This is a genomic window from Brasilonema angustatum (assembly GCF_059505445.1).
In genome coordinates this window covers 83,718-102,410 of the sequence record NZ_JCACKO010000133.1, presented here as the reverse complement: position 1 = coordinate 102,410, position 18,693 = coordinate 83,718, and the positions used below count along the sequence as shown (strand labels likewise).

General features: G+C 42.5%; 4 protein-coding genes and 1 pseudogene. All 5 read right to left on the bottom strand.

Annotated elements, in window-relative coordinates; genetic code table 11:
* Window positions 1-163: 163 nt before the first annotated feature.
* Window positions 164-4,615: pseudogene (locus AC5JM2_RS23810) on the bottom strand (type I polyketide synthase); the annotation flags it as partial.
* Between the two features lie 78 nt (window positions 4,616-4,693).
* Window positions 4,694-7,936, bottom strand: coding sequence for a non-ribosomal peptide synthetase (locus AC5JM2_RS23805; protein WP_495837297.1), 3,243 nt, complete (start codon window positions 7,934-7,936; stop codon window positions 4,694-4,696).
* A gap of 211 nt (window positions 7,937-8,147) precedes the next feature.
* Window positions 8,148-9,020: a TauD/TfdA family dioxygenase gene (locus tag AC5JM2_RS23800; RefSeq protein ID WP_495837296.1), complete on the bottom strand. Its 873-nt coding sequence runs from the start codon at window positions 9,018-9,020 to the stop codon at window positions 8,148-8,150.
* Window positions 9,021-9,236: 216 nt separating this feature from the next.
* Window positions 9,237-9,560, bottom strand: a complete 324-nt coding sequence (locus AC5JM2_RS23795; protein ID WP_495837295.1) for a hypothetical protein — start codon at window positions 9,558-9,560, stop codon at window positions 9,237-9,239.
* Between the two features lie 198 nt (window positions 9,561-9,758).
* Window positions 9,759-18,674, bottom strand: coding sequence for an amino acid adenylation domain-containing protein (locus tag AC5JM2_RS23790; protein WP_495837294.1), 8,916 nt, complete (start codon window positions 18,672-18,674; stop codon window positions 9,759-9,761).
* Between the last annotated feature and the right edge of the window lie 19 nt (window positions 18,675-18,693).

Here is an 18,693-nt window from a genome sequence, read left to right as displayed (position 1 = left end):
GAGGTTGATGATCTTGCGTAAAAATAATTTCCTGCTCATGACATCTTGCCTCAATTTCTTTAATGTCATGTTTTTGTAGTGATTCTGGCTCTAGACAAACTATTTCTCCCCTAGCATGTTCAAGCCATTGCTCTGACCCTAAGTTAGATTGGCTTATAATCAAAAACTCAAAGCCATCTCCTTGCTTCTTCACAAGCGTACGAACTTCTTTTTCCTCGTCATCTCCTACAACTAAAGGTGTCAAGAAATAGACTTCTCTAATTTCAATCGTTTTGTCCTGAGCATGATTCTCACAAGCGGCTCTGGCCATTTCTAAATAAGCTGTTCCTGGAAGTGTCGCTTTCCCTCTGACCCTATGTTCTTCCAGAACCCAGTGCTTATTTACACTTAAATGGGAAACGTATATCTCCTGCTGTGGACTCTCAATGATACATTGGTCAAATAAAGGGTGGGTGACTTCTTTGAATTGACGAGTTTGGGAAATATCCGAAGTTTGAACTCGTTGCTGAGCCGCCTCTGCTGCCATTCCCACTTCCTGCCAAGCACACCAGTCAATGGATACGGTGAATGTGCCATCTTGCTGAGTCTTATGGTGAGCGAAGGCGTCAAGAAAGGCATTTGCACCAACATAATCGACCTGCCCAAATCCCCCTAGGATTCCAGTACGTGCTGAACAAAGGACAAAGAAATCCAGGTGAACATCCTTGAGGATACTATCAAGAACCAAGGTGCCTTTTACTTTAGGTGCTAGAATACTTTCTGCCATTTCCGGTGTTTTTCGCTGAATCACCCCACCACCGGGAACCCCTGCTGCATGAATGACACCATTGAGTTGACCAAATTGTCCTTGTGCTTGAGCGATCGCTTGTTGCATTTGTTCAGAGTTGGTCACATCAGCGCTGATCACCAAAACTTCTGCACCCAGTTCTTCAAGTTCCTGCACTTTCCGAATCTTACAACTGATAACATCTTGCTCATCATGAGTGGTCAACCATTGTTCCCATTCATCTCTAGCAGGAAAAGCTGAGCGTCTAGTCAGAATCATCTTAGCTCGTACTTGAAGCGCCAGATGTTCAGCCAGCACAAGTCCAATACCTCCGAGTCCACCTGTAATCAGATAAACTCCCCTTTCCCTTAATCTTGGTTTTTCTTCCTTTGCTTCATCCAATTGAACCGGCTCAAAATTTTGCACCCAACGATGAAAACCACGGTAAGCAATAACTCGGTCAGAAGTATGAACCTGTAGCTCAACAAGCAGTTGGTCTATGAGTTTTTGCTTGCTCCAGTTTGCTTCTTTAGGAATAACAACATCAATGCTACGACAGCTGATGTTTGGGTATTCTTGAGGAATGACCCTAATAGGTCCAAGTAAAGTAGCTTTTTCTGGACACAATAACTCTTCGCCTGCCACTTCCTGCATATTATTGGAAATAACCGCGATTTGAAGCTCATCAGTAAAATTCTGTTTTCCAAGTGCCTGTGCTAGAAACAGCAGACTATAAAATCCTGTTTCTTGAGATTTGTCAACTGTTTTCAGTTCTAAATCTATGCGATCAACAGGGGTGACACTCCATAAATGAACAATTGTTTTTGGGAACTTGTTTTGTGCTAAAAGTTCATTAAGCAGAGTTTCGTAGTCATGACGTTGTTGAGGATTGATAGCATATCTGTGCTCGCTGAGCTTGGAAAACTCTGACCCGATCCTCACAGCAATCACATCCCGCGCCTCAAGTTCGAGTCGTTTCACCAGTTCTTCACCCAAGCCGCACTCATCGATAAACACAAGAGTGCAGGACAAAACTGGATTCTCACTTGGTTGATTAACGGGTAGTGGGGAGCGTTTCCAAGATGGAATGTAGAACCAGTTTGCCATTTCCGGATTTTTGCGTGGAGAGGTTGTAGGTTGAGTCTCTACATCCGTCTTGACAGCGTTTGCTTGTTTTTTAGGTTCAATCCAGTAACGCTGACGCTCAAAGGGATAAGTTGGCAAGGGTAGGCGACGAGGCCGCTCATGGGTATAGAATCTCGACCAATCTACCTGTACTCCAGCAAGCCATAGCTGACCTAATGTATTTAACAAAAACGCTACATCCGAGATCGGTTCTTGTGGATGGCGTAACGAAGTTAACATAACTTGCTCTGCCGCTTTATCTGGATGTCGTCTAGCTAATGTACTCAACGTGCGTCCAGGACCTACTTCTAGAAGAATTTGCTCTGGCTTTTGCAGCAACTGAGCAATACCCTCAGCAAAGCGCACCGTTTGCCGTAGATGCTTTGCCCAATAGCTTGAGTCGGTTGCCTCTGCTACAGTAATCCAAGTACCAGTCATGTTGGATACAAACGGAATTTGCGGAGCCTTTAGGTTAATTTTTTTGACCTGTGCTATGAACGGCTCAATGATTGGCTCCATCATTTGAGAATGAAAGGCACCCGATGTATGCAGCCGACGGCAGTCAACCCCTTCTTCAGTCAAAGAGTTGTGCAATTCATCAATCGCCGACCTTGGTCCTGAAACCACGCACAGAGATGGTGCGTTGATTGCAGCTAGGGCAAGTTCTTCGCCAAGCATTGATTGCACTTGTTTCTCGCTTAGGGGTACAGCTAGCATATCGCCAGCAGGCATTTGCTGCATCAGTTGTCCACGAACTGCTACCAGCGCCAATGCGTCTTCCAGAGAAAAAACACCAGCCAAACAGGCTGCCACATATTCTCCTATGCTATGACCAATCATTGCAGAAGGACGCACTCCCCAGGCCATCCACAATTGTGCTAAAGCATACGAAATCACAAACAGCGCCGGTTGGGTAATATGGGTTTGTGTCAGCTGCTGTGCTGCTACTGTTTGCTGTTCTTCGCTTGGATACAGAATAGTGCGTAAGTCTAGCCCTAAAATAGGTATAAGTATTTTACAGCAATAATCAACTTGTTCCCGAAAAATTGGCTCACTCTGGTATAGTTCTCGACCCATCTCTACATACTGAGACCCCTGACCAGGAAACATAAACACAACTTCTTGCTCACAAGGTTCGGTGAAATGGGTAAAAACTCGTTGCGGGTCTTTTGTTTCTAAAATTTTAACTGTATCGTCAATATCTTGACAAACCACCATCCTGCGATGATCAAACACTCGACGACCTACACTAAGAGTGTAAGCGACATCTGCCAAGTTGATTTCAGGATGCTGCTGCAAGTGCTTAACCAGATTTGCTGTAGCAGTCTCTAGTGCTGAACTAGTTTTAGCGGAGAGTACCAACAACTTATATGTCTGCCCAGGACTAGATGCTTCAATCTTTGGGGTTTCCTCAAGAATCACATGGGCATTAGTACCGCCAATGCCAAAGGAACTGACGCCTGCACGGCGTGGTGTTCCGTTTGTCTTCCATTGGCAGAGCGTACTGTTAACATAAAAGGGGCTGTTGGCAAAATCAATCTGGGGATTAGGCTCTTGAAAGTGCAAGCTGGGTGGTATCTGTTTGTGTTTGAGTGCGAGAATGGTTTTGATTAAACCAGCAACACCAGCCGCAGTATCTAGGTGTCCGATGTTGGTTTTTACTGAACCAAGAGCGCAGAAATCCTTTTTTTTAGTTTTGGCGCGAAAAGATTTGGTAAGCGCTGCAACTTCAATAGGATCTCCTAAAACAGTCCCAGTGCCATGAGTTTCAACATAGTTGATTGTTTCAGGTTCAACTTGGGCGATCGCAAGAGCCTCAGCAATCACCTTTGCTTGACCATCGATACTTGGAGCTGTATAGCCAACTTTTGAAGAACCATCATTATTAATAGCTGAACCTTTAATAACAGCATGAATATTATCTCCATCAGCGAGAGCATCTGCTAATCGCTTTAAAGCGACTATGCCCACACCATCACCGCTCACAGTTCCTTTTGCTTGAGCATCAAAAGCGCGACAGTGTCCGTCAGGAGACAAAATTCCCCCTTCTTGATAAATATAGCCAGCTTTTTGCAATCCTATTACAGAAACTCCACCAGTCAAAGCCATATCACATTCACGATCTATCAAGCTTTGACAAGCTAAGTGAACAGCAACTAATGAGCTAGAACATCCAGTTTGAACAGTGATAGCTGACCCCTTAAGATCCAACTTATAAGCGACTCGGGTTGTCAGGTTATCTGTACGATTGTTATGCCTAATTTGGTCAAGACCGACTAATTTTAGCAGTTCGGTATTAGAGAAAAGATTGAATAAAAAATAGCTGCTAATACTGGCACTACCATAAACACTAATCCGACCATCATAGGTTTTAGAATCATAGCCAGCATTTTCAAGAGCCTCCCAGGCAGTTTCCAAAAAGAGCCGGTGCTGTGGATCCATTATTTCTGCTGTTCTGGGAGAGTAATCAAAGAATGAAGCATCGAATAATTCTATATCTTCCAGTACAGCATTTGCTTTAACATAATTAGGGTCAGTCAGTAAAGATGGATCTACCCCGAATGATTCTAGTTCTTGATTTGAAAAAAACGAAATTGATTCTACCCCTGAGCGCAAATTCTGCCAAAAAGCATCAATATTCCTGGCTTTAGGAAACCGTCCAGACATACCGATAACCGCTATATCTAAATCGCCTATTTGATTTTGTGTTTCTAGGCTATTCATGACAATTTCCTTCTTGATGATTTGCACTGATGGTTATTTAGGTATTTATCCTAAATTCTGTTTATAAATTAGATAATTTTACCGAGATGCTGCTCTTGACTGCCTTGAGGCAATGCGGCTTTGTGCTCGTTTATCGCTTTCCTCAAAAGAAGATGTTGATATTTCAGTTTGTTCTTGTGTTAAATATTTCGCCAGGGAGTTTATAGTTGGATATTCAAACAAATTAACTATTGATATATTTGTATTTAAAACTTCTCGTAATTTGGCATGAATTTGAACAAGAAGTAATGAATGACCACCAAGGTCGAAGAAATTATCATGAATGCCCACCTTTTCAACATGAAGCATCTGCTGCCAAATATTAGCGATGGTTTGCTCTACTTCAGTTCGAGGTGGTTCATAAGTTGCTTCTAATTCTGGACGATGATCGTCTGGTTCTGGTAGCGCGTTACGGTTGACTTTTCCATTAGGCGTAAGTGGTAGAGCCTTCAACATCACGAAAGTTGAGGGCACCATGTATTCCGGCAGCTTGTGTCTTAGGAATTTGTGCAGTTCACTAACACTAAGTGTTTGTTTGTGCTTAGGAACAATATAACCTACCAAGTACTGGTTACTCAATTCTTTTTCCCAAGCTGTAATTACAGCCTGTTGTACTTGCGGGTGTTGACATAGTATGCTCTCAATTTCTCCTAGCTCAATACGGAAACCCCTGACTTTGACTTGATGATCAACCCGTCCAAGAAACTCAATATTGCCGTCGCTTAAGTAGCGTGCCTGATCACCAGTTTTGTATAAGCGCGATCCTGACTCAGATGCAATCAATCCCGTCTGTGCAAAGGGATTGGGAATGAACCGTTGTGCTGTTAGCTCAGACCGATTCAGATAGCCGCGAGCTAAACAAGCACCGCCGATGTATAATTCACCTGGGACACCTATGGGCACAGGTTGCAGTTGCTCATCAAGCAAATAAATCTGCGTGTTAGCAAGTGGACGACCAAGTGGAACTGCTTGTGAACTATAGTTAGCTTGTTTATCCCCAACGGCGAAAGTAGTAACCCCCACGGTAGCTTCTGTGGGACCGTAGTGATTGAAGATAAGGCAGTCTGGTGCAGAAGCTTGGATTTGCTCAATTAGTTCCCAACTTGCTGCTTCACCACCAAGAATCAGTCTGGCGCGGGGCAAAATGGACTCGGATGGTGCAGATGCAAGCAGAGTCGCAAGGTGGGAGGGTACAATTTTGAGACAGTCAATGGGATGTTTGCGGCAGTATTTTCCTAGGACTGTTGAGTCAGTAGCACACTCGGTAGATAACACATGCAGACACCCTCCAGTACAAAGAGAAGAAAAGATAACAGTATTACCCAAATCTGCTGCAAGGGTGGAAACAGTAGCGAAGTTGGTTGTTGTTGATAAATTCAACTTATCTATGATTCCGTTGAGGTAATTTAGCAGTTGTCGATGTTCAATCGCCACCCCTTTTGGTGTACCAGTTGAGCCAGAGGTGAACAATACATAGACCAGATTTTCACTTGTCACAACACTTGTGGGATTTTCATCACTGTAGTGAGCAATAATATCCCAGTCCGTATCTAAGCAGACGATCTGCGATGCATCTGTTGGTAGAGTATCTACTAATCGCTGTTGTGTCAATAGCACTGGTACTTGGGCATCCTGCAACCGGAAGGCAAGATTCTCCTTTGGTAATGCTGGATCTAAGGGTAAGTATGCTCCACCAGCTTTGAGGATGCCCAAAAGTCCAATAGTCATTTCAGAGGATCGCTCTACGCAAAGCCCAACTAAAACTTCTGGCTTTACTCCCAGCGTTTGCAAGTAATGAGCTAGTTGATTGGCTTTTCGGTTAAGCTCTGTATAGGTCAGTTGCTGGTCTTCAAATATAACGGCAATGCTATTGGGTGTTTTTTGTGCTTGTTCTTCAAAGAGTTGGTGAATACACTTGTCTAGTGGATAATTAATCTGCGTTTGGTTAAACTTAACTAGTAATTGTTGGCGATCGCTTTCGCTAAGAATCTCTAATTGACTAATTTTCTTATCTGAATTTGCAATTGCACTGCTTAATAAAGTTTTAAACTGTCCAGCTAAACGCTCAATAGCATCAGCCGAAAAATAGTTGACATCATAATAAAATTCTGCTGTAAGCAAATTATTGCCTTGAGTACAAGTAAGTTTTACTTTAAAAGGTTCAATACAACTGTAATATTTGTCAAGATAAAATGAGACACCAGCAGCAATGAGTTGTTCCGGTAGTTGCTCAAACTCGAAACCAATAGGAAAAGCTAGTGTATTATTATTTTCTAGTGGTTCTGGAACAAAATAATCTTGCCATTCTGAACCAGCCTCTATAGTTTGTTCTGCTAGTTCTAAAAGTTCTTTAAAGCGTAAGTCTGGTGTCAAATGGCTTTTAATTGGCAACCAGGTAGCAACAAGTCCTAGTAAATATTGTAGTTCTTCATAATCTCTGCGATCGCAAGCCATACCGATAACAATATCTGGCTGTGCTGTCAGTCGCCAAATCAAGACTTGCCAGCAAGCTAGTAAGACGACAGCAGTGGAAGTATTATATTTTTGGGCTAAAGTTTCAATTTTGGCTGTTAGTTCGGGAGCGATCGCCAGTCGCAAACACTCTGGCTGGAATTGTGATTGTTTTGAAGGTTGGCTTTCAAAAGGCAGTTTTAATGTAGCTTGGGAAGGAAGCTTTTGCTCTTGCCAGTATTTCTTAGCCGCCTCTGCATCTTCGTCTTCGAGTAATTGATTTTGCCATTCGGAAAATTGCAGGTATTGCACAACTTCATCACATAATTCCTTATCTTCTAAACAATTAGAATATGAATGACTAATTTCATTAAATAGATTATTGATTGTCCAGGAATCTGCACAAAGTGCAGGCAAGGAGACAAGTAGAATATACGATTTTTGTGACAGTTTCAGTAAAGACAAACGCAATATTGAACCTTGATCAAAGTTAAAGCCTTGGTGTCTCGCCTGCTGAAAAAGATCCTCAATTTTGGATAACTGTTCCTGCTCATGACTATGACTTAAATCAATATCTTGCCAGAAAGGAAAACTGGTATCGGCAACAACCATGACAGGAGTCTTGATACTAGGCAAACGACACAAATTTGTCCTAAGAATTTCATGGCGATTGACGACTTGCTGTAATCCTGCTTTTAAAATATTTGGTTGAAGATTGCCTCGTATCAGAATAGCACCTTGAGTTAAGTAAGCAGAACTATCTTGCTGCAAGAACCAAAGACGTTTCTGATGGGGAGACAGCCTAAAACCTTTAATAGTGTCAGTCATCATTTACTTCCTCCTTCCCTTCCACGAAGTACAAATACCTTTGAAAATTTGAACTGGCTATTGCGAACGATCAGTTAGCAGGTTCAATACAAGCAAATTGTCACTTAAGTGCTGTTTATAATAATCCCACAGAGGTTAAATACCCTGACTTTGTAACACTGCCCCTCAGCTTTTAGATACATGACAATTTTCACACGAGTTACGGTAGGGTATATTAAAACTGAAGATTACTTAGAGTACTAAAAACCTGCCGTCGATTATCGTTAAATTCTTTGCGACCATGCATAAATCTTGAATTATCAATCATCGCCAAATCGCCTGCTTGCCACGGTATTGTCTCCATCAAGCTGTCTGTGACTTTCTCGATTTCGTCGATCACTTCATCTGGGACAATTGAACCGTCTTCAAAAGTTACTTTTCCGTTGTCTGCGTAAGTCCCCAAAATGCTGTTCGCAAACGCATTTTGGTGACAATATTTGGTTTTAACTACAGATGAGCAAACATATTCCATTGAAATAGAGCTATCTTCCTTGAACTGATATTTCACACCCTCAAAACTATCCAGTATTCGCTTAATATTAGCTGTGGTAGTCTCTGACCCAGCAACTCTCTTTAATATATCTGCCGAGATTTCTTCAAAAGAAAACTTTAGTTTTTTTGAAAGAAATAACTGTCTCGTTTCTTCACTCAGTTCCTCCCACACTCGAACGCCATCACAGAATGTAGTTTCACCACCTTGTGCTGCTGGTACAGCACAGCAAAAGTAAATAACGTCGGGGCGAAAGGGAGAATATGCGTGTTCGCTATGAAGATCACTACTACCCATTCCTGCGTCTACAAATTGAACAAATCTATCCGAATCAACCTGGGGTCTTGTAAAATGTTGAATGAATTTAGAACTGAATTGTTCTGCAAACGTTTTCATTTGTTCATGAGTGACTTTAAATCCTCGAAAAAGAAGAACCCCAGATGATTTAAATAGCTCTATAATTTTCGCTACAGAAAGGCTAAGAATATCTTGGGAATCGTCACAACTATAGATTATCTTTCCAGTGCTGATTCCTAGTGACTCCATTTTATTTCTCATGATTATACTCCTTTTTTTGTAGAACTTCAAATTTTATTTGACAATAAAACAATATTTTTGATTCTTTAACAGTGATTGTATTGTCATATCAAGTCTAGTTAATTGCTTTGTTTATAGTCTTTAGTTTATTCAAGCGATAACATCCTGCTTCGCTAACGCAGTTCCTTAAGTATCTTGACTAAAAATCATTTCACCCATTGCTAAGCTGTTCCACATTTAACTTGCATAATTTTTCGCCTGAAACCTTAAATAATAAGGATTTTCTTCTTCACTGCTTTCCATATAATCGATATACTCACCCAATCTCATTGTACATTGCTCATCTGTTGTCTCAGTTTGTTTCACAGTGGTCACATGGATAGCACCATACTTGGATTTAAAAAACTCTGGTGTCCAACACGTCTTCGCTTTCCAATTATCCATAATATCTAAAATTATTACAGGTTTATTAGGTATTCCGTACTTTTGTATAAATTCTTCTTTTGATAGGTTGCTCACTCGGTCAGCATGCGGTATTTGAGAGTTATTGCTATTTTTCATTGTTACTCCTAATTCAATGCAAAGATGATCGTATGATCGCAAGCATATCTACAGAACACTGACAACATTTTCATATTTTCCTGATGCCATGAGACTGCCCCCGATCTGAGATAGATCCTTTTCAAAGACAATACACTACTTTATACTTGTCAACTCAAATTGCGATACGTTTACCCTGGTTAATAGTAGCGTAAGTTATCATTTACCTCCTGGTTTCATACCATCAAGTGCAATGTCTTGGCTTTGAATCATTTCTCCCATTGCTACCACAATCTTACGTAGCCCTTCATACGGGTAGCGTCCGTGTGCAACAAGCATATTATCTAGCATCAAAATGTCTCCTTTCTGCCAAGGAAAGCTTGTCTTCGACTGCTGAAAAACTTCATTAATTTCTGCAATGACTTCGTCTTCTATGGGAGTTCCGTCTCCATAATAAACATTACGTGGTAGCTTCTTCTCTCCAAATAAAGACAACAGAGATTCTCGAACTTCTGTATCCAAATATGCTATGTGGTGTAACTGTATTTGATTGAAAAATACACGCTCGCTACTTTTAGGATGTACTGCGACTGCTGGACGAATTTGACGAGTCACTAAATTATCATTATGATACCATTCAAAATCAATTCCAGCCTGACGACAGTAATTTTCTACTATAGATTTGTCGTTAGTGCGAAAGAAATCTTGCCAGCTTACATCTAGACCATCTGTGTAATGACGAGTATACATTAATTTTTTTTCTGCCAATCGTTCTCGGAGGTTGGAATTGAGGAGTTGATAAGCTTTTCGACAGTCTATAATCGGCGTTTCTCCACCAAGCTTAGCTGGTTGTACGCAGAAAAACCAAATTTTTAAAGGAAACTGATGTAAGTGAGAGCTTTCATTGTGGAAAAGGATAGCTGTATCAGGGGGGTAAGGAGTAGAACCATAAACTTTACCGCTTTCTCCAGCACGAGGTAAGTCGCCATACTCACCGAATAAGTCTGGACAAATTGCCTGGGCAACACTTTCAAATTCTGAGACAGAATCTACATTAAAACCTCGAAATAGAATAGCTCCATGTTTCAACAATTCTGTTTCTATAAATTGTTGGTTAGTCTTAACCCAAGCCACAAAATCAATCTCGTCAGCATTTGGCTGAATTATAAGAGGAAATGTTTGTCCTGGTTGGAGATAAGTAGTCTTGATTAATCTTTTTTGTGATAAAGTTACCGCTTTGGGAGCAACGCTAATAAACTTTTCTCTCTTAGACACTTTGCGCTCTCTTTTTTGCACGGTTTGTTGTTTTATTTCATCGTCAGTCAGCATTTCTAGACTGTTAATTCGGACATCAGGTTGGGACACAATGCTGTTGAGCAGCGTCTGGAAGTTGTCTGTCATACGAGTGATGGTGGTGGCATCAAAAAGATCAGCGTTGTACTGCCATTCGCCTAAGATACCCTGCTCTGTTTCTGTCAGAAATAGCGCTATATCAAACCTTGCTATTTTGTTTTCAAATTCTAACATGCTTAATGTCAGCCCTGGCAATTCTAAGGGTGGCATGGGTGTGTTCTGGAGTACAAATAATACCTGAAATAGTGGTGGCGTGTTGCTCAAATTACGCTCGGGTTGCAAAGCCTTAACTAATTCCTCAAAAGGCAAATCTTGATGAGCATAAGCTCCTAATGCTACAGAGCGTACTCGTTTAAGCAATTCCTGGAAACTGGGGTTTCCGCTCAAGTCGGTGCGTAAGACAAGCAGATTGACAAAAAAGCCAATTAATGATTCCATTTCTGCTTGATTACGGTTAGCAACATCAGTGCCAACAACGATGTCATCTTGACTGGTGTAGCGTTGTAGTAACACCTGAAAACCTGCCAGCAGGGTCATGAATAAGGTGACACCTTCTTGGCGTGCGAGTGTTTGCAGTGCTTTGGACTCTTTGAAGGGAATGATGAAGGATTGAGTAGCGCAAGGGTTGGTTTTAACTTCTGCGCGTGGACGATCTGTAGGTAATTGCAGTACTGGGAGGTTATTACCCAATTGCTTCTTCCAGTAAGCAAGTTGGGCTTCCAATACCTTACCCTGCATCCACTGTCGTTGCCACACAGCAAAATCTGCATACTGGATGGGCAGTTCTGGCAGTGGGGAGGGTTTTCCGGTAGAAAAGGCTTCGTACAGTGCTGCAAACTCCCGAACGAACACACCCCTAGACCAGCCATCTGAGACAATATGGTGGATGGTGAATAATACTATATGCTCTTCCTCGCGGACGTGCAGAAGCGTACATCGCAGTAATGGATCTTGGGCTAGATCAAAGGTGCGTTGGGATTCCTCTGCGGTCAGTTGTTGAACAAAAGCTTCTCTTTCAGCTTCTGGTAACTCCGGCAAGTCCACAACTGGTAGTTTCACAGTTAGGCTAGCGGGGGCGATCGCCTGAAACGGTTGTCCATTTACCGCAGGGAAGGTAGTACGTAGAGCTTCGTGGCGACATACAATTTCAGTCAAAGCCTGCTCCAGCACAGCTACATTCAGAGAACCAACAAGGCGCACGACAACTGTTGAGTTGTACATAGAGCTACCTGGTTGTAATTGATCCAGCAACCATAGTCTGGTTTGAGCAAAGGAGAGCGGTAAATTTCCATCTCGGGAGACGCGATTAATGAGAGGGAGTTGTTGTACCAGTTCTGCCTTGATTACCTCTCGGATACTTTTAGCTAATTCAGCTACTGTGGGTGATTCAAATAAGAGGCGTAGCGGTAACTCTACCTCGAAAGCTTTCCGTATGCGGGAAATAACTTGGGTAGCTAATAATGAATGTCCGCCTAGCTCAAAGAAGTTGTCATAGACACTTAACTGCTCTAAACCAAGAACTTGAATCCAAATTCCGGCTACCACTTCCTCAACTGGATCTCGAGGTGCAACAAAAACTGTTTCTACATCAAATCTATCAATTTTCATTACAAGCAGAGCTTTGCGATCTATCTTACCATTAGGTGTAAGTGGTAGTGCTTCTAGAATGACAAAAGCTGCTGGCATCATGTAGTTTGGCAACTTTGACTCTAAGTGCTGCCGTAATAGGGGCACAAACTGAGTAGTAGACATCTGCGAAACTTGCTGAGTGTTCAAATCTGCTGCTGACATCTGTCCTTCTACAACAACATCAGATTTCAAATTCGGAACTACATAGGCTACCAAACGTTTGTAGTCTGACACATCAATAGAAATCACCACAGCTTCTCTAACAGCAGAATGTTGATTGAGTAAAGCTTCAATTTCTCCCAACTCAATGCGGAAACCACGGATTTTGACCTGATGATCGATCCGACCAAGAAGTTCAATGTTGCCGTTAGGAAGGTAACGGGCTAAGTCGCCTGTTTTGTACAGACGATTGAATGGGGAATAGGAAATTGGAAATTGAGAATGTTCAAAGGGGTTAGGAATGAATTTCTGCGAGGTCAAGTCTTCTCTGTTGATGTAGCCCCGTGCAAGACCAACACCTCCAATGTGCAGTTCACCTGTAACTCCAATGGGGACGAGTTGGAGATGGCTGTCTAAAATATACGTTTGCGTATTGGCGAACGGACGACCAATCGGGACTAACCCATTAACAGGGAAGTTGACCTTTTCACTCTCAAAATACGTACTGTCAATAGTGGCTTCACTCACCCCATAGGAATTAATCAAGCGAGTATCTGAACCGCACAAATGCTTAAATTCCTTATACTCCTGGAGATAGAAACTATCTGAACCTACTACTAGCAACCGCATGAAGTGAAGATCTTGCTTGGTTTTCTCCAGATACTGAACTAAGTTCCTCATAACACCTGGAACAAATTCTGCGCTATCAATCTTCTCTTGGCGCATGAGTTTATACAGTTTTTCCGGCTCTAAAAGCCACTCACGCGGGCATAACACTAACTTGGCTCCAGAACAAAGCGCGCGAATTAGATCCCCTGAAAAGACATCAAAGGAGAAACTAGCCATTTGAAGATGACTAGTAACAGACCGAAGCCGATATGCGTTTTCCCAAGCCTGATATGCATTAATCAGACTGCAATGATTGATCGCCACCCCTTTAGACTTGCCTGTAGAACCTGATGTGTAAACTACATAAGCTAAATTATGGAAGGTAGCAATATTAACTAAATTTGCTTCATTATTACGAGAAATTACCTGCCAGTCTTTGTCTAAACAAACCACGCGTGTATCATGAACTGGAAGACTTTCAAGCAATTTTTGCTGAGTCAACAGCATCGACACACACGCATCTTTAAGCATGAAAGCTAAGCGCTCTTTGGGATAAGTGGGGTCGAGCGGTACATAAGCGCCACCTGCTTTGAGGATGCCTAAAAGTCCAATGATCATGTTGAGCGATCGCTCCACACAAATTCCCACCAGTACCTCTGGTCTTACTCCAAGCAATTGCAGGTGGTGCGCTAGCTGATTGGTTCTAGCGTTCAGTTCACAGTAGGTTAGTTGCTCCGATTCAAACACCAATGCGACTGCATCGGGTGTAAGCTCTACTTGAGCCTCAAATAGCTGATGAATACACTGGTGTTGAGGATACTCCAACTGAGTATCATTCCACTCTATCAGCAAACTCTGCCACTCAGGCTCGGTCAACAGTGGCAACTCCGATACGAGTTGCTGTGGATTATCAACAATCCCTTGAAGAAGGGTTTGCAAATGTCCAGCCATCCTGCTTATAGTGCTTGACTCAAATAAATCGGTATCGTACTCCAGAATGCCAACTAGTCCCTGTGCTGTTTCTGTCATATCCAGGGTCAAATCAAACTTTGCCGTGCCACTATTACTTTCCAGGGGACTTAAACTCAAACCTGGCAATTCTAACGCCGACATTGGTGCATTCTGAAGCGCAAACATTACCTGGAACAGTGGCGTGTGGCTTAAGTCTCTGCGTGGTTGCAGTTCCTCTACAAGCTGCTCAAAAGGCAAATCTTGGTGAGCATACGCTCCCAGGGCTACTTCCCGTACGCGAGTCAGTAGCTCCTCAAAAGTGGGATTACCTGCAAAGTTCGTTCGCAGTACTAGAGTATTGACAAAAAATCCAATTAACCCTTCTATTTCTGCACGGTTACGGTTGGCGATGGGCGAACCTATGACAATATCTTCACTGCCCGTGTAACGCCATAGCAGCGTCTGAAAAGCTGCTAACAAAATCATAAATAGGGTACTTCCCTGCTGCTGGCTCAATTTCTTCAGGGCTTGTGATAGCTCAACAGGGACCTCGAATGAATAACTACCACCCCGGAAGGTTCCAACAGCAGGTCGTGGATAGTCAGTGGGTAACTCTAGTACCGCTGGTGCACCCTCTAAGTGCTTTTTCCAGTAAGATATCTGAGATTGTAGTACTTCTGCTTGTAACCACTGCCGCTGCCAAGCCGCGAAATCTACGTATTGAATAGGCAGTTCGGGCAACGGCGAGAGTTTGCCATGACTAAATGATTCGTAAAGTGCAGCCACTTCATTCACTAGCAAACCTGCTGACCATCCGTCAGCAATTATATGATGTATCGTGAATAGCAATATGTGCTCGTCTTGTTTCAGTCGTAAAAGACTGCTTTTGAGCAAAGGACTTTGAGTTAAGTCAAAAGAATATCGCGCATGTAATTTAGCCAGTTGTCGAACCTCAGCTTCCCGTTTGTCTAAAGGTAATGCCTGAAGGTCCACTATTGGCAAGGTAATGTTTAGTGTTGAAGCAATAACTTGCACAGGTTGCCCGTTTGCGCTTGCAAAGCTTGTCCGCAAAGTTTCATGGCGTCGCACAATTTCATTAAAACTCTGCTCTAGAACTAGCACATTGAGCAAACCTTTCAATACTAAAGCACTAGAAATGTTGTAAAAAGGATTACCTGGCTCTAATTGGTCAAGAAACCACAATCGATGTTGAGCAAACGACAGTGCCAATTCGCCTTCCCGTTTCACCCGCTCAATAGCCGTAGTTGTTAAGTTCTGCCCAGCCCTGACTGCGGTTTCAATCACTTCAGCTAGTCCCGCCAGTGTGGGTGTTTCAAACAAACTACGTAAGCGCAACTCCACTTGGAAGGTTTCGCGTATTTGGGAAACAACTTGCGTTGCTAGTAACGAGTGTCCTCCCAAGTCGAAAAAGTTATCGTGGATACCTACGTGCTCAGTACCAAGAACTCTAGCCCAAATTCCAGCAAGTACCTCCTCAACTGGCGTGCGGGGATTTGTAAAACTTGTTTCTAACTCAGAACGTACTTGGTTGGGTTCTGGCAGGGCTTGACGGTCTACTTTGCCGTTGGGAGTAAGCGGTAGCGCCTTGAGGATGACAAACGTTGACGGCACCATATACTCAGGCAACCTCGCCTGCATATAGTTACGCAGTTCATTAATAAGGACAGGCGATTCTTGAGATGGTACGACGTAAGCTGCCAGATAGTTCTGACCAGACTCTGAATCTCTTACTAAGACGACAACCTCGCGCACATTTGGGTGGAGACTGAGTACTGCCTCAATTTCTCCTAATTCTGCGCGGAAGCCCCGAATTTTAACTTGGTGGTCGCTCCGACCTAAAAACTCAATCGTGCCGTCTGGCAAATAGCGTGCCCGATCGCCGGTTTTGTAAAGCCGTGCTCCCTCTTCTTGACTGAATGGATTGGGAATAAATTTAACACCTGTCTGTTGGGGCTGATTCAGATAGCATCTCGCGAGAGTTGTCCCACCAATGTATATTTCGCCACTAACTCCTATGGGAGCAGGCTGTAGGTTTTCTTCTAGGACATAGACCTGCGTGTTAGGAATTGAGCGACCGAGGGGAACTGTTTTAGATTTTGGATCGCAGTCAAGCTCGTCACCAAGTTCTACTTGATAAGTAAGTACACCTACAGTGGCTTCTGTCGGACCGTAGTGATTGAAGATTTGGCAATCTTGTGCATACCTTTGGATCTGCTCGATCAGCTCCCAACTGGTAGCCTCACCACCCAGGATAAGTCGTTTTCTAGGCAGGATAGACTTAGGTGAAGAAGATGTTAAGAGGGAAGCAAGGTGAGAGGGAACAATTTTGAGACAGTCAATCGGATGTCTGTGGCAGTATTCTGCTAAAGCTGCAGGGTCAGTAGCACGTTCGTAGGAGATGACATGCAGACATCCCCCCGTACACAGACAAGGAAAGATAACCGTGTTGCCTAAGTCTGCAGCGAATGTAGAAACCAGTACAAAGTTAGCTCCACCTGGCAGGTTTAACCTATCGATGATGGCATATAGATAATTGAGCAGTTGTCGGTGTTCAATCGCAACCCCCTTGGGTCTGCCTGTAGAGCCAGAGGTAAACAGTGCATATACTAGATTTTCACTTGTTACCTTGGTATTGAGATTAACTTCATTTTCCTGGGCAATAGTTTCCCAGTCCCTATCCAGGTAGATTACTGTTATTTGCTCAAAGTTACTTGCCAATGACGAATGACTAATAACTAATGACACCTGGGCATCCTGCAATCGTAATGCCAAACCTTCTTTGGGCAATGCCGGATCTAGTGGCACATACGCCCCACCAGCTTTGAGGATGGCTAAAAGTCCAACTATCATGGAGAGCGATCGCTCTACACACAGCCCCACTAACACCTCTGGTCCAACCCCCTGCTTTTGCAGGTAGTGAGCTATTTTGTTAGCCCGTTGATTGAGTTCGTGGTAAGTCAGTTGTTGGTCTTCAAAAACAATAGCAAGTTTATTGGGGGTTTTTCGTGCTTGTTCCTCAAACAGTTGGTGAATGCACTTATTGTGAGGATAATCGCGCTTGGTGTTGTTTACCAGGTCAAGCAGTTGTTGTCTCTCCATTTGACTAAGAATATCTAACTGACTAATTGCTGTCTCTGGATGAGCGTTCGCACTAGCTAACAACGTCTGAAATTGTCCGACTAAGCGTTTGATATCTTCTACATCAAATAAGTTTGAGTCATAGTGAAATGCTATACTTAGGGTATCATTCTGACGAGTACAGGAAAGCTTTACTTTGAATCTTTCAATGCAAGTAGACAGTCTGTCAATCGAAAAAGATACATCAGCGGCTACATGATTTCCTGGCAGTTCTTCAAAATCAAAACTAAATGGGAAAAAACCTAAGGTATTGGGATACGATTGTGCTAATGATTCCCAAGTAAAGTAATCCTGTAGCTTATAAAGCTGCTCTGTACATGCATGATTTTTATGTAAAATATCAATAAAACTTGATTCAAATTCTATATTTAAAATTAACGGTAAGTATTTAGTAAATAATCCGAAACTCTTCTCTAGTTCCTGATATTTGCGTCCCTCATAAGCCACACCGATACTCAAATTTTGCTGTTTGGTAAGACGCGCAAGTAAGATCTGCCAGGAAGCTAAGAAAAACTCAGCCACTGAAATATTATATTGCTGAGTCAGTGTGTCAATTTGTTCTAACAGAGCAGAGGTAACTGTAAAACTTTGCGTGTGAGGCTGAAATTCTAGTTGCTCTAGAGATTGTTTTTCAAAAGGTAGCTTTAATTTTGTCAGCGTTGAAAAATCTTGTTTCCGCCAATAGTCTCTACCTGCTTCTGTATCTGCCCCTTCTAACAATTCGTTTTGCCATTCAGCCAAATCTGCGTATTGTAATGGTTCATCGTCTAGTTCTTTACCTTGAAGGCAAGCTGCATAAGACTGGCTGATTTCTTGCACTAAAATTTTTAGCGTTGCTGCATCTGCACAAAGTGCTGGTAAGCTAATGAGCAAAACATACTTAGATGGTGACAGAGTTATTAAAGATAGGTGTAATGGGGAACCTTCTACTAAATTGAACGGCTGTTTGTGAACCTGATCAAATAAAGCTGATAAAAATTCTTCTTGTTCTTGAGGTGTGCAACTACTCAAGTCGTGGTTTTCATTCCAAATTATGTCGTTATTTCCAATAACTTGCAAAGGTATAGTCATACCAGGCAAGCAATGAAAATTAGTACGGAGAATTTCATGCCGATTGACAACTTCTTCTAAAGCTATTTTCAAGGTGTCGATCTCAACATTCCCTTCTATCAAAACAGCACACTGTGAACAATAAGGGAAGTTGTCACTTTCCTGTAAATGCCACAGATGTTTTTGTTGGGGTGAGAGTCGAAAACCCTGCATTTGTGAAATCATTCTCATTCTCCGTACTAGG